Origin of the sequence: Allostella sp. (assembly GCF_041913585.1) — a bacterium.
Taxonomy (GTDB): domain Bacteria; phylum Pseudomonadota; class Alphaproteobacteria; order ATCC43930; family Allostellaceae; genus Allostella.
In genome coordinates, this window is sequence record NZ_JAYSFE010000120.1 from 1 (window position 1) to 13,851 (window position 13,851).

General features: G+C 71.7%; 12 protein-coding genes. 6 read left to right on the forward strand and 6 right to left on the reverse strand.

What is annotated here, in order from left to right; genetic code table 11:
• Positions 1 to 40 precede the first annotated feature (40 nt).
• The 6 genes from ACE3Q3_RS19055 to ACE3Q3_RS19080 are packed head-to-tail and all read right to left on the reverse strand — an operon-like array spanning position 41 to position 6,489.
• Positions 41 to 1,246 (reverse strand): CaiB/BaiF CoA transferase family protein, encoded by a 1,206-nt coding sequence (locus ACE3Q3_RS19055; RefSeq protein WP_374448778.1) that lies wholly within the window; start codon positions 1,244 to 1,246, stop codon positions 41 to 43.
• Between the two features lie 31 nt (positions 1,247 to 1,277).
• Positions 1,278 to 2,030 carry a CoA-transferase gene (locus ACE3Q3_RS19060; protein ID WP_374448779.1) on the reverse strand — a complete coding sequence of 251 codons (753 nt, stop codon included), beginning with the start codon at positions 2,028 to 2,030 and terminating at the stop codon, positions 1,278 to 1,280.
• Entirely contained in the window at positions 2,020 to 2,847 is an 828-nt protein-coding gene (locus tag ACE3Q3_RS19065; protein WP_374448780.1) for a CoA transferase subunit A, read from the reverse strand. Before ACE3Q3_RS19065 ends, ACE3Q3_RS19060 begins: the two co-directional genes overlap by 11 nt.
• A 33-nt stretch (positions 2,848 to 2,880) precedes the next feature.
• Positions 2,881 to 3,927: a histone deacetylase family protein gene (locus tag ACE3Q3_RS19070; protein WP_374448781.1), complete on the reverse strand. Its 1,047-nt coding sequence runs from the start codon at positions 3,925 to 3,927 to the stop codon at positions 2,881 to 2,883.
• A 4-nt stretch (positions 3,928 to 3,931) separates the two neighbouring features.
• On the reverse strand, positions 3,932 to 5,209 hold the full coding sequence (locus ACE3Q3_RS19075) for an ArgE/DapE family deacylase (RefSeq protein WP_374448782.1): 1,278 nt from the start codon (positions 5,207 to 5,209) through the stop codon (positions 3,932 to 3,934).
• On the reverse strand, positions 5,209 to 6,489 hold the full coding sequence (locus ACE3Q3_RS19080) for an ArgE/DapE family deacylase (RefSeq protein WP_374448783.1): 1,281 nt from the start codon (positions 6,487 to 6,489) through the stop codon (positions 5,209 to 5,211). Before ACE3Q3_RS19080 ends, ACE3Q3_RS19075 begins: the two co-directional genes overlap by 1 nt.
• Positions 6,490 to 6,622: 133 nt before the next feature.
• On the opposite strand from ACE3Q3_RS19080, the gene ACE3Q3_RS19085 reads away from it, so the two are divergent.
• The 6 genes from ACE3Q3_RS19085 to ACE3Q3_RS19110 all read left to right on the forward strand — a co-directional run bounded on the left by ACE3Q3_RS19085 (position 6,623) and on the right by ACE3Q3_RS19110 (position 13,753).
• Positions 6,623 to 7,861 (forward strand): Zn-dependent hydrolase, encoded by a 1,239-nt coding sequence (locus ACE3Q3_RS19085; protein WP_374448784.1) that lies wholly within the window; start codon positions 6,623 to 6,625, stop codon positions 7,859 to 7,861.
• A 79-nt stretch (positions 7,862 to 7,940) separates the two neighbouring features.
• The gene (locus ACE3Q3_RS19090; protein WP_374448786.1) at positions 7,941 to 9,134 is read left to right on the forward strand and encodes an ABC transporter substrate-binding protein; all 1,194 of its coding nucleotides are present in this window, start codon (positions 7,941 to 7,943) and stop codon (positions 9,132 to 9,134) included.
• Positions 9,135 to 9,164: 30 nt separating this feature from the next.
• Positions 9,165 to 11,024: an ABC transporter permease gene (locus ACE3Q3_RS19095; protein ID WP_374448788.1), complete on the forward strand. Its 1,860-nt coding sequence runs from the start codon at positions 9,165 to 9,167 to the stop codon at positions 11,022 to 11,024.
• Entirely contained in the window at positions 11,021 to 11,785 is a 765-nt protein-coding gene (locus ACE3Q3_RS19100; RefSeq protein WP_374448789.1) for an ABC transporter ATP-binding protein, read from the forward strand. Before ACE3Q3_RS19095 ends, ACE3Q3_RS19100 begins: the two co-directional genes overlap by 4 nt.
• Positions 11,782 to 12,495: an ABC transporter ATP-binding protein gene (locus ACE3Q3_RS19105; protein ID WP_374448790.1), complete on the forward strand. Its 714-nt coding sequence runs from the start codon at positions 11,782 to 11,784 to the stop codon at positions 12,493 to 12,495. The genes ACE3Q3_RS19100 and ACE3Q3_RS19105 overlap by 4 nt, the downstream gene beginning before the upstream one ends.
• 10 nt (positions 12,496 to 12,505) lie before the next feature.
• On the forward strand, positions 12,506 to 13,753 hold the full coding sequence (locus tag ACE3Q3_RS19110; protein WP_374448792.1) for an NAD(P)/FAD-dependent oxidoreductase: 1,248 nt from the start codon (positions 12,506 to 12,508) through the stop codon (positions 13,751 to 13,753).
• The last annotated feature ends 98 nt before the right edge of the window (positions 13,754 to 13,851 follow it).

Here is a 13,851-nt window from a genome sequence, read left to right on the forward strand (position 1 = left end):
CGACTGACGGCAGGGGAGGCGCGGGCGGCGCGGCCGCCCGCTACTTCCCCTTCCGGCGCTGGTCGTGGAGGATGCCCTGGGCCTTGAGGCCGTCGATCTCCTCGGCGGTGAACCCGTGCTCGGCGAGGATCGCCTGGCCGTCGGCGCCGAAGGCCGGCGGCACGGTGCGGGCGGCGCCCGGCGTGCGGTCGAACTTGAGCGGGATGCCGGTGCCGCGATAGGCCCCCATCTCGACCACCATGTCGCGGTGCTTCGTGTGCGGGTCGTCCATGACCTCGGGGATCGACTGCACCGGGCCGACCGGAACCCCGGCGTCGAGGAGGCGCGAGGCGAGCGCCGGTCCGTCATGCTCCAGCAGCAGGTCGAGCAGGATCTGGTTCAGCTCCGCCCGGTGCTGGACGCGGTCGCGGTTGGTCTTGAAGCGCGCGTCGGTCGGCAGCTCCGGCACGCCCAGCACCTCGCAGAGGCGGCGGAACTGGGTGTCGTTGCCGACGGCGAGGAAGATCGGCCGCGTCCGGGTGCGGTACTGGTCGTAGGGGCAGATGTTGGGATGACTGTTGCCGAGCAGCTTCGGCGGCTCGCCCGACATGAAGTAGTTGGCGGCATGCGGGTGCAGCAGCGAGATGCCGACGTCGTAGAGCGAGCACTCGACGTGCTGGCCGCGGCCGGACCGCTGGCGCTCGATCAACGCCATCAGGATGCCGATGACTGCGTTGAGGCCGGTGCCGAGGTCGACGATGGGCGTGCCGAGGCGGATCGGCCCGCTCTCGGGCGAACCGTTGATGCTCATCAGGCCCGAAGAGGCCTGCACCGCGGCGTCGTAGCCCGGCAGGCCGCCGAGCGGGCCGTCCGGTCCGAAGCCCGAGATCTGGGCATAGATCAGGCGCGGGAAGCGCGGCTTCAGCACCGTCTCCCAGTCGAGGCCCCATTTCGCCAGCTGGCCCGTCTTGAAGTTCTCGAAGAGCACGTCGGCATCCTCGAGCAGGCGGAACAGCACTTCGCGCCCCTCGGGCTTGGTGAGGTCGAGGGCGATCGAGCGCTTGTTGCGGTTGACGCCGACGAAATAGGAGGCGGTCCCGTCGCGGAAGGGCGGACCCCAGTCGCGCGTCTCGTCCCCGGCCGGCGGCTCGACCTTGATGACCGTCGCACCATGGTCGGCGAGGATCTGCGAGCCGTAGGGGCCGCTCAGGATGCGGGTGAGGTCGATGACCTTGATGCCGGCGAGCGTGCCGGTGGACGCGTTCATCCTCTGCTCCGATTGCGCTGAACTGGAGGGATCAGGCCGCGGCTTCGACGCCGAAGACGGCCTTGGCGAACTTGGGGTAGGTCTCGGCGAGTTCGCCCGCGATGCGTCCGCGCAGGAGTTCCAGCCATTCCGGGGGCGGCGGCTCGGTCGCCGGCACCGCGGCCGGGCGATCGTACTCGAAACCGGTCGCCGCGGCGACGTCGGCCTCGGTGTGGCCGGGATGGACGGTCGCCAGCGAGAAGCGCCGGCGCGCGCGGTCGAAGTCGAACTTGGCGAGATTCGTCACCAGCGCATAGGGGCCGCCCGGCCGGTGGATTCCGGGCTCGCTGGTGCCGGGCGCGCTGATGAAGTTGACGCGCGGCACCATCACGCGGCGCGTGTGCTCCTCCCGGAAGAGGATGACGCGCGGGATCAGCATGTAGAGATAGGCCGAGCCGAAGGAGCCCGGGAAGCGGACGTCGAGCCTGGGATAGTCACCCATGCCGACGAGGTTGATGTTCGCCTGCCCGTCGATCTCGCCGCCGCCCAGGAAGAAGGCGCCGATGCGGCCCTGGGCGGCGCAGTCGAAGAGCTCGCGGCCACCCTCGGTGAAGGGGTTGTGGCGGCGGCTGCCGAGGACCGAGACCCGCGTGTCGCCCTTGGAGAGGGCGCGGGCAAGGAGGGCGGCCGCCCCCGGGATCGGCGAGCTGGCGCCGACCGCGACATGGTCGACCCCGTCGAGGAGGCGGGCGAGGACGGCGATCAGCAGCTCCTCGCGCCGCCAGGCGGGTGCCTCAGCCGGCATGGGCCGGCTCCAGGTGGTTGGCTGCGAGATAGTCGCGGAAACCCTCGTCGGTGCGGGCACGCCGGGCGTAGTCGGCGAGATGGGCGACATCCGGCGCATAGAGGTCGGCCAGTCCCATCGGCCAAGCGCCGCGCGGCGCCAGCGCCACCGCGTCGACATAGATGCCGGGAATCGTCCCGGCGGCCAGTTCGTCCTCGGCCAGCAGGTCGCCGTCGAAGATCGCCTCGACGGTGACCAGCGACCGGCGGGCGGCGTGGGCCATCGTCATCAGCTCGCGCCGGCGGCCGATCCAGACATTGCCCTGGCGGTCGGCCCAGCGGGCATGGAAGACGGCGAAGTCCGGCCGGATCGCCGGCAGCAGGACGATCGGGTCCTTGCCGTCGGCGAACGGATTGTCGATCACCTTCCAGTCCGGCCGGTTGGCGAGGATGTCGGAACCGAGGATGCCGCGCAGCGGCATGAAGGGCAGCCCCTTCTCCGCCGCCTGGAGGGCGGCGTGGATGGCGGGGCAGGTGCTGTCGACGAACTTGAGGGTGCCGTTGACGACGGCGCTGGTGAAGCGGGGCGCCGGCCCCTGCTCGCCGAGGGAGACGGCGGCGCACTCGATCGATGCGACGCAGCCGGCGCCGATCAGCAGGTCCGCCTGGATGCCGCTGGTCGGCACGCAGAGGAGGTGGAGGTCGCGCACCGGCCGGCGCAGCAGCGCATGGGTCGCCGCCATCGGCACGTTGCTGTAGTCCGGCGGCAGCGCGAGGAAGGCACCGTCCGGAATCCGGGCGGCGAGTTCGGCGAGGTCGAGGAACTGGGTCGCGGCCATGGGATCGCGTGCTCCCGAATGATTGGCGGTTACTTACCCGCCCCGGGGCCCGGCGCCAATGGTGGCTTCGTAGGCTCCGAGGAAGGACTGGAGATTCCGTCCGAGGTCGCCGACATGGTAGCCGCCCTCCTGCACCAGCACGGTCGGGCGGCCGATGGCGGCGATGCGGCGGGCGATTTCGGCGAAACCGTCGGTCGAGATCCGGAGAACCCCGAGCGGATCCTTCTCGTAGGCGTCGAAGCCGAGCGAGATCAGCAGCACGTCGGGGTCGAAGCGCCGGATGGCGGCGATCGCGCGGTCGAGGGCGACGAGGTAGTCGGCGTCGGCGGTGCCGTGGGCGAGCGGCAGGTTCAGCGTGTAGCCGGTGCCGGCGCCGGCACCGCTCTCGGCGCGATAGCCGGCGAAGTAGGGATAGAAGCTGCCGGGGTCGCCGTGCAGCGAGCAGAAGAAGACGTCGCTGCGATCGTAGAAGATGCCCTGGGTGCCATTGCCGTGATGGACGTCGACATCGAGGATGGCGACGCGCCCGGCCTTGCCGCGGGCGTGCTGGGCGGCGACGGCGACATTGTTGACGAAGCAGAAGCCGGCCGCCTGGTCGGCGAAGGCGTGATGGCCCGGCGGCCGGCAGAGCGCATAGGCGACCGGCGCGCCGGTCAGCACCAGTTCCGTCGCCTGGACCGCGGCGTGGGCGCTGGCGAGCGCGGCCGGCCAGGTGCCGGCGACCATCGGCGCGCTGAGATCGCCGATATGGTAGCCGACCTGGCCCGCGATGCTCTCGGGCCGGGTGCGCATGTGACGCCCGGGGAAGGCGTGGGGATGGATTTCCGGGTTGGCCCCCGGCAGTTCCATCCACCGCCGATGGCCCGTCTCCAGGAATTCGAGATACTCGACCGAGTGGACGGCGGCGAGCGGCGCCATGCCCCAGTCGTCGGGCGCGGTGACGCGATGGCCCATGTCGCGGGCGGCCCGCACCAGGTTCTCGGCCCGTTCCACGGTCTCTGCCATGGGAGCGAAGTTGCCGCGCAGGAGGAACTCGCGCGGCGCGTGGTGCGCATGCGCCTCGCTGAAGACGACGTCCATTTGCTCAGGCCTTCTCGATGCCGCACCAGTCGGCGATGAAGAGCGCCGTCGCCTGGGTCGTGCGGCGCAGGGATTCGAGGTCGACGCGCTCGTCGTAGCCGTGGATGTTCTCCGCCTTCGGCCCGTAGACCAGGGCCGGGATGCCGGCATAGAGGCCGAAGAACCGCGCGTCGGTGGTGCCGGTGCAGGTCATCGGCTGGAGCGCGTCGTCGAAGACGGTGCGGTGCGCGTCGGCCAGCACCGCCTCGGCGTCGCCGCCCGACAGGATGCAACCCTCGGCCTGGAAGCCGTTCCAGACGATCTCCGGCGGGCTGTTGGCGAGGAAGGGGATGTCGCGCGAGGCCGCGCGCAGCGTGTCCTCGATCTCGCGCCGCGCCTCGGCCAGGTCCTGGCCGGGATATGTGGCGATGCGGACGTCGACATGGCACCAGGCGGGGACGCTGGAGGCCCAGTCGCCGCCGGTGATCTTGCCGATGTTGAGGTTGATCGGGTGCTTCAGGTCGCCGAAATGCTCGACCCTGGCGCAGCGCCGGTTCCACTCCTCGCACATCGCATGGAGCGACGGGAAGAGCGCATAGGCGCTCTCGATCGCGTTGGCGCCGGTGGTCGCGTAGGCGGCATGGACCGGGAAGCCGCGCAGCCGGATCTGGAACCAGATGACCCCGACCTGGGCGCGGATGAAGCGCTCGCCCATCGGCTCGGGGATGAGCGCGGCATCGGCGCGATAGCCGCGGGCGAAGCAGGACAGCGCGCCGTTGCCGGTGCATTCCTCCTCGATCACCGACTGGAAATAGATGTCGCCGGTCGGCCGGACGCCGGCGCGGCGCAGCGCGTCGAAGGCGAAGAGGGTCGAGCACAGGCCGGCCTTCATGTCGCCGGCGCCGCGGCCGTACATCCAGCCGTCGGCGACCCGCGGCTCGAAGGGCGGGATCGCCCACATCTCCTCCGGCCCCGTGGGGACGACGTCGATATGGCCGTTCAGGATCAGCGAGCGGCCGCGCGGGTCGGGCGCGCGCCAGGCGCCGACCACCGTCGTCGCCTGCTCGTAGCTGACCGTGACCGGGGAGAAGCCCGGCAGGTGCCGGATCGTCTCGGGGTCGATGCGCCAGGAATCGACCGGCAGGCCGCGTTCGCGCATGGCGGCCGCCATCAGGTTCTGGGCCGGCTGCTCGCGGCCGCGGACCGATGGCGAGGCGACGATCTCGGCGGTGAAGGCGGTCTGGTCGGCGAAGCCGGCATCGACCGCGTCGCGGATGGCGGTCTCGATCTGCGGGTCCAGCATCACGCGGCCTCCAGCCCGCACCAGTCGGCGATGAAGAGTGCCATCGCCTGGGTCGTGCGCCGGATCGATTCGATCTCGACGCGCTCGTCGAAGCCATGCACCGAGGCCGCCTTGGGCCCGTAGACCAGCGCCGGCATCCCGGAATAGAGGCCGAAGAAGCGGGCGTCGGTGGTCGCCGTCGTCGGCGTGCGCAGGAGCTTCTGGCCGAAGACCCGCTGATGCGCGCCGCCCAGGGTGCGCTCGGCGTCGCTGCCCTCGGGCAGGATGTAGCCCTCGGCCTGGAAGCCGAACCACAGCACCTCGGGCGGATTGTTGGCGAGGAAGGGGATGCCCTGGGCCGACTGGCGGATCGTGTCCTCGATCTCGCGCCTGGCATCGCCCAGGTCCTGGCCGGGATAGGTCGCGATGCGGACGTCGATGTCGCACCAGGCGGGCACGCTCGACGCCCAATCGCCGCCGGTGATCTTGCCGATGTTGATGTTGATCGGGTTGGCGACGGTGTCGAAGGGGGGATGCGCGGCGCGGCCGCCGTTCCAGCGGTCCTTCATGGCGTGGAGCGCACGGATGATCGGCCCCGCCGCCTCGATGGCGTTGGCACCTTCGCCCGCCACCGACGCATGGACCGGCCGGCCCTTGAGGCGGACCTGGAACCACATGACGCCAATCTGCGCGCTCAGGACCGATTCGCCGCGCGGCTCCGGGATCAGGGCGGCGTCGGCGACGTAGCCGCGCCCGACGCAGGCGAGCGCGCCGTTGCCGGTGCATTCCTCCTCGATCACCGACTGCACGAAGACCTCGGCCGCCGGCTGCCAGCCGGCGCGCCGCAGCGCCTCCAGCGCGAAGACGCACGCGACGAGGCCCGCCTTCATGTCGCCCGAGCCGCGGCCGTAGAGCCAGCCGTCGGCGACCTTGGGCTCGTAGGGCGGCGTCGTCCACATGTCGAGCGGGCCTTCCGGCACCACGTCGATATGGCCGTTCAGCACCAGCGAGCGGCCCTTCTTCGCTCGCGGGCGGTGGATGCCGACGACGTTGAGGGCGTTCTCGTAGGAGACGTTGACCGGCGAGTAGCCCTTCAGGCCCTTGATGTCGTCGAGGTCGATGATCCAGCGGTCGATATCGAGGCCGCGCTCGCGCATGGCGCGGGCCATGCAGTCCTGCGCGGTGTGCTCGGCGCCGCGCACCGAGGGATAGCGCACGAGGTCGGCGGTGAAGGCGATCTGGTCGTCGAAGCCGCGGTCGACGGCGTCGCGGATCGCGGTGTCCTGGCTGGCGTCGGGCATGAAGGGCTCGGGCGTCGGGGAGGGGCGGCGCAGTATTTCAAGGGCCGGCCGATGCCGCAACGCTCCAGGCTTGCCCGGCCCGGACGTCCTGCCGATAAGTAGGCGGACTTGGCCCGCGACGGAGACGAGCCCGATGGAGAACCTGCGTATCGACGGCGACCGCCTGTGGGCGTCGCTGATGGAGATGGCCCGGATCGGGGCGACGCCGAAGGGCGGCGTCTGCCGGCTCGCCGCCACCGACCTCGACCGCCAGGGCCGCGATCTCTTCGTGCGCTGGTGCAAGGAGGCGGGCTGCACGGTCGGCGTCGACCGCATGGGCAACATCTTCGCCCGCCGCCCCGGCCGCAACGACGCCCTGCCGGCGGTGATGACCGGCAGCCACCTCGACACCCAGCCGACCGGCGGCCGGTTCGACGGGGTCTACGGCGTGCTCGCCGGGCTGGAGGTGATCCGTACCCTCAACGATGCCCAGTACCAGACCGAGGCGCCGGTCGAGGTCGTGGTCTGGACCAACGAGGAGGGCTCGCGCTTCTCGCCGGCCATGGTCGGCTCCGGTATCTATGCCGGCGTCTGGGACCTCGCCTACGGGCTGGAGCGACCGGACAACAACGACCCTACGAAGACGCTGGGCGGCGAACTCGCCGCCATCGGCTATGCCGGCGACCTGCCGGTCGGCGGCCGTCCGACCAAGGCCTATTTCGAGGCCCATATCGAGCAGGGCCCGATCCTGGAGGACGAGGGCAAGGTCATCGGCATCGTCACCGGTGCGCAGGGCCAGCGCTGGTACGAGATCACGGTGACCGGGCAGGAGGCCCATGCCGGCCCGACCCCGATGAAGAAGCGCCGCGACGCGCTGGTCGCGTCCGCCCGGATGATCGACGCCGTCAACCGCATCGGCCTCGCCAACCAGCCGAACGCCTGCGCCACGGTGGGCTTCGTCCGCGTCTCGCCGAACTCGCGCAACACCATCCCGGGCCAGGTCTTCTTCACGGTCGATTTCCGCCATCCCGTCGACGCGGTGCTGACGAAGATGGACCAGGAGCTGCGGGCGGCCTGCGCCGAGCACGCGGCCGCGACCGGGACCGAGGCCGAGGTCAAGGAGTTCTGGTACTTCCCGCCGACGCCGTTCGATCCGGCCTGCGTCGCCGCGGTGCGCGACGCCGCCGCCCAGGGCGGGTTCCCGGCCATGGAAATCGTCAGCGGCGCCGGCCACGACGCCGTCTACATGGCGCGGGTGGCGCCGACCGGCATGATCTTCGTGCCCTGTGCCGACGGCATCAGCCACAACGAGGTCGAGGACGCCAAGCCGTCGGACATCGCCGCCGGTTGCGAGGTGCTGCTGCACGCCATCCTCAAGGCCGCCAACGGATAGGCGGTATCGCGTTGCGGGAGAGGGCGGAGGGCGTCTAGGCTCCCGTCCTTCGACCCATCGACTGACAGGGAGCGGGCCCATGCTGCGGCAGGCCATCCTCGGACTTGCGGCCATGGCCGCGCTCGCCGCGACGGCCGGCGCCCAGGAGCCGATCCGCATCGGCGAGATCAACAGCTATTCCGGCATGGCCGCCTTCACGGTGCCCTACCGCAACGGCTGGACGCTGGCGCTGGAGGAGGTGAACAAGGCCGGCGGCGTGCTCGGCCGCAAGCTCGAGATCGTCGCCCGCGACGATGGCGGCAAGCCCGAGGACGCGGTGCGGATGGCGGCCGAACTCGTCGCCAACGAAAAGGTGGCGATGCTGGCCGGCACCTTCTTCTCCCATATCGGCCTCGCCGTCTCCGACTATGCGCGCCAGCACAAGGTGCTGTTCCTCGGCTCCGAGCCGCTGACCGACGCCCTGACCTGGTCGAAGGGCCACCGCTACGCCTTCCGCCTGCGCCCCTCGACCTACATGCAGGCGGCGATGCTGGCGGAGGAGGCGGCGAAGCTGCCGGCGAAGCGCTGGGCGACCGTCGCCCCCAACTACGAATACGGCCAGTCGGCCGTGGCGGCATTCAGGTCCCTGCTGAAGGCGAAGCGGCCGGAGGTCGAGTTCGTCGCCGAGCAGTGGCCGGCGCAGGGCAAGATCGATCCCGGCGCCACCGTCCAGGCGCTCGCGCTGGCGCGGCCGGACGCCATCTTCAACGTCACCTTCGGCCCCGATCTCGGCCGCTTCGTGCGCGAGGGCACGACCCGCGGCCTCTTCCGCAACCGCGCCGTCGTCAGTCTCCTGACCGGCGAGCCCGAGTATCTCGATCCGATGAAGGCGGAGGCGCCGGAGGGCTGGATCGTCACCGGCTACCCGTGGGACGCCATTGACACGCCGGAACACTCGGCCTTCCGCGACGCCTACCGGGCGCGCTTCGACGACTATCCGCGCCTCGGCTCGGTCGTCGGCTACGTCATGGTGAAGTCGCTCGCCGCCGCCGTCGCCAAGGCCGGTTCGACCGAGACCGAGAAGCTGGTCGAGGCCATGCGCGGGCTGGAACTGTCGAGCCCCTTCGGGCCGATGACCTATCGCCGCGTCGATCATCAGGCGACGCTCGGCGCCTATGTCGGGCGCACCGCGGTCCGGGACGGCCGCGGCACGATGGTCGACTGGCGCTATGCCGACGGCGGCAAATACCTGCCGGACGACGCCACGGTCCGCACGCTGCGCCCGCAGGAATAGCCGGGTCGCGCCCGGCGCGCGGGCCGCCCGGTGGACCATCTGATCGGCACGCTCGGCCTGCTCTGGGCCGAGCCGTCCTTCGCGCTGGCCCAGGCCCTGACCGGGCTCGCCGGCGCCTCGTCGCTGTTCCTGGTCGCGGCCGGCCTGTCGATCGTCTTCGGCGTCACGCGGGTCGTCAATTTCGCGCACGGCTCCTTCTTCATGGTCGGAGCGTATGTCGCCGTCACGGCGATCGAGCGGCTGGGATTCTGGCCGGGCGTGGTCGCGGCGGCACTGACGGTCGGCCTGCTCGGGGTGGCGGTCGAGGTGCTGGTGCTGCGCCGGGTCTATCCGGCGCCCGAACTCTTCCAGTTGCTCGCGACCTTCGGGCTCGTCCTGGTGATCCAGGACGCGACCCTGTGGCTCTGGGGGCCGGAGGACATGCTGGGGCCGCGCGCCCCCGGCCTGGGCGGCGCGGTGGAGGTGCTGGGGCAGCCGGTGCCGGAGTACGACCTCTTTCTGATCGCCGTCGGCCCAGTGGTGCTGGGGCTGCTGTGGCTGCTCTTCCGGCGCACCCGCTGGGGCGTCCTCGTCCGCGCCGCGACCGCCGATCGCGAGATGACGGCGGCGCTCGGCGTCGACCAGCGCCGGCTCTTCACCGGGGTCTTCGCGCTGGGCGCGCTGCTCGCCGGCCTCGGTGGCGCGTTGCAGGTGCCGCGCGAGGCGGCGAACCTGCACATGGACCTCAACGTCGTCGCCGAGGCGTTCGTCGTCGTGGTCGTGGGCGGCATGGGCAGCATCGTCGGCGCCTACCTGGCGGCGGTGCTGATCGGCGTCCTCCACGCCTTCGGAGTGCTGCTGTTCCCCAAGCTGACGCTGGTGCTGATCTTCCTCGTCATGGCGGCGGTGCTCGTCGTCCGCCCGGCCGGCCTGCTCGGCGAGGCCGCGACCCCGGCCGCGGGGGGGCACGGGGCGGGCGAGCCGCCGCTGCGGCCGGCGTCGGCGCTGCTGAAGCTCGCGGCCGCGGTTCTCCTGCTTCTCCTGGTGCTGCTGCCGGTGATCGGCGAGGGCTACGCCCTGGTGCTGGCGATCGACGTGCTGGCGCTGACGCTGTTCGCCGTCAGCCTGCATTTCCTGATGGGCGTCGGCGGCATGATCTCGTTCGGCCATGCCGCCTATTTCGGCGTTGGCGCCTATGGCGCGGCGCTGGCGGTGAAGTACCTCGCGGCACCCGCCGAACTGGCGCTGGCGCTGGCGCCGCTCGCGGCCGGCCTTGCCGGCGTCGCCTTCGGCTGGCTCTGCGCCCGGGCGGCCGGGGTCTATCTCGCGATGCTGTCGCTGGCCTTCGCCCAGATCGCCTGGTCGGTCGCCGTGCAGTGGCTGGAGGTGACGGGCGGCGACAACGGTATCCTCGAGCTCTGGCCGGGGGACCGGCTGGGCGGCATGGTCGGCTACTACTACGTCACGCTCGGGCTGGCGGTGGCGGGGCTGCTGGCGATCCGCCGGGTCGCCTTCGCGCCCTTCGGCCAGTCGCTGCGGGCGGGGCGGGATTCGCCCCGCCGGGTGGAAGCGATCGGCCTCTCCGTCGGTGCCCGGCAATGGGCGGCCGTCGCCGTCGCCGGCGGCTTCGCCGGGCTCTCCGGCGCGCTCTTCGCCTTCGCCAAGGGCAGCGTCTTCCCGAGCTTCCTCGCCATCTCGCGCTCGGTCGACGGGCTCGTCATGGTGCTGCTGGGCGGGGTGCAGTCGCTGGCGGGACCGATCCTCGGCGCGGTCGCCTATGTCGGGCTGTCCGACCAGATCGTGCGCGGCGTCGAACTGTGGCGGCTGGTGCTGGGCGCCGGGATCGTCCTGCTCGCGGTCGCCTTCCGCGGCGGCCTCGCCGGCATCGTGCGGTCGTGGGAACGTCCGTGAGCCTGCTCGCGGTCGAGGACGTGGCGCGCGCCTTCGGCGCCGTGCAGGCGGTCGCCGGCGTGTCCTTCACGGTCGCGGCCGGCGAGCGGGTGGCGCTGATCGGGCCGAACGGCGCCGGCAAGAGCACTTGCTTCAACCTCGTCAACGGCCAGCTCGCGCCCGATCGCGGACGGGTGCGGCTCGCCGGCCGCGACGTCACCGGGATGCGGCCCCGGGCGCTGGCCCGGCAGGGGGTCGGCCGCACCTTCCAGATCTCCCAGACCTTCCCGTCGCTGACGGTGCGCGAGAACGTGCAGATGGCGCTGGCCGCCCGCCACGGCCACGCCGCCCGGATCGGCGCTCCGCTCGCGCGCTACGCGCCGGGCGCGGCCGACGCGGTGCTGGATCAGGTCGGGCTGGCCGGGATCGGCGACCGCGGCGCCGGCACGCTCGCCTATGGCGACGCCAAGCGGCTCGAACTCGCGATCGTGCTGGCACAGGAACCGCGCCTGCTGCTGATGGACGAGCCGACCGCCGGCATGGCTCCCGACGAGCGGCACGCGCTGATGGAGCTGGTCAGCCGGCTGGTGGCCGAAGGCCGGGCGGACGGGCAGGGGATCGGGCTCCTCTTCACCGAGCACGACATGGACGTCGTCTTCGGCCATGCCGACCGCATCGTCGTGCTCGACCGCGGCCGGATCATCGCCTCGGGCGACCCGGGCGCGGTGCGCGCCGACCCCCTGGTGCGGCAGGTCTATCTCGGCCTGGAGGAGGGGGCGTGAGCGGGCTCAGGGTCGCGGACCTCGGCGCCGCCTATGGCCAGGCGGCGGCGCTCGACGGGATCTCGCTGACGGCGGCGCCGGGCGAGGTGGTGGCGCTCCTCGGCCGCAACGGCGCCGGCAAGTCGACGACGCTGAAGGCGGTGATCGGGCTGGTCCGGGTCACCGCCGGAACCATCGCGCTCGACGGCGCCGCGATCGGCCGGCTGGCGCCGCACGAGCGCGCCCGGCTCGGCGTCGGCTACGTTCCCGAGGAACGCCGCATCTTCGCCGAGCTGACGGTGGCCGAGAATCTCGAGGTCGGGCGGCAGCCGCCGCGGGCGGGCGCGCCCGCCTGGGACGAGGCGCGCATCTGGCGCCTCTTTCCGCCGCTGGCCGAGCTGCGGCGGCGCGCCGGCGGGCGCCTCAGCGGCGGCGAGCAGCAGATGCTGGCGGTCGCCCGCACCCTGATGGGGAACCCGCGCCTGCTGCTCCTCGACGAGCCGTCCGAGGGGATCGCCCCGATCCTGGTGGCGGCGATGGCCGAGGCTGTTCGCTCGCTCAGGGCAGAGGGATTGACCATTCTCCTGTCGGAGCAGAATCTGCGCTTCGCCGCCCGCGTCGCCGACCGTGCCTATGTCCTGTCCCAGGGCAGGATCGCGGCCGAGGGAGCGATGGCGGAACTTCTCGCCGACCGGGATGCGCTCGGACGGCATCTCAGCACGGGACCATGAGGGACAGGACATGACGGGCACGGGCAGGTCGGCGACGGTGGTGGGGGCGGGCATCGTCGGCGTCGCGACCGCGATCGCGCTGCAGCGCGCTGGGTTCGCGGTGACGCTGGTCGACCGCCAGGCGCCCGGCCAGGCGACCTCGTTCGGCAATGCCGGCATCCTCTCCGGCACCACGGCGATGCCGCTGGCGACGCCCGGCATCCTGGCCCAGGTGCCGAAGATGCTGCTCGACCCGCTCGGGCCGCTGACCATCCGCTGGAGCTACCTGCCGCAGATCGCGCCGTGGCTGGTGCGCTTCGTCCGCAACGCCCAGCCGGCGCGCGTCGAGGAACTGTCGAAGGCGATCGTCGCCCTGTCGCGGCCGACGGTTTCGGCCTGGATGGACCTTGCCAAGCACGCCGACGCCACCGACCTGATCGAGCGCAAGGGCTGGGTCGGTGTCTACGAGGGCGAAAATGCGGCGAAGAAGGCCCAGGCCGACATCGACGTCCGCACCCGACGCGACATCAAGGCGGAGATGCTGTCGGCCGAAGAGGTGCGCCAGCTCGTGCCCGGCCTGGCGCGCACGGTGACGCACGGCGTCTTCCATCCGGATGCCGGCCACACCGTCAGCCCGATCCAGCTCACCGAGCGGCTGGCGGCGCATTTCCAGCGCGCGGGCGGCACGTTCGTGCAGGCGACGGTCGAGGATATCGGCTTCACCGACGGACGGCCGAGCCATCTCGTCACCGACAAGGGGCCGCAGCCGTTCGAGACCGTCGTGATCGCGGCTGGCGCCTGGTCGAAGAAGCTGGTCCAGCGGCTCGGTCACACGGTGCCGCTCGACACCGAGCGCGGCTACCATGTCATGATCTCCGACCCGGGGGTCGATCTGCGGCTGCCGGTATCGTCGTCGGAGGGCAAGTTCTTCGCCACTCCGATGGCCGGCGGCATCCGCATCGCCGGGACGGTGGAACTGGCCGGCCTCGACGCCGCGCCCAACTGGAAGCGCGCGGATGCCCTGCTCGAGAAGGGCAAGCGCCTGCTGCCGGGCATGCGCACCGACAAGGTCGAGAAGTGGATGGGCTTCCGGCCGACGCTGCCGGACTCGCTGCCGGTGATCGGCGGCTCGCCGAAGCACGGCAACGTCTTCTTCGCCTTCGGCCACCACCATCTCGGCCTGACGCAGTCGGCGATGACCGGGCGGCTGATCGCCCAGGTGATGACCGGGCGCAAGCCCGAGATCGACCTCACGCCCTACCGCGTCGACCGCTTCTGAGCGGGCGAGGGCGGGCCCGGACGGCCCGCCTGCCGGTCCTCAGACGACGTAGATCAGGATCGATCCGTCCGCTCCGAGGACGGTGTCGGTGTGCCAGG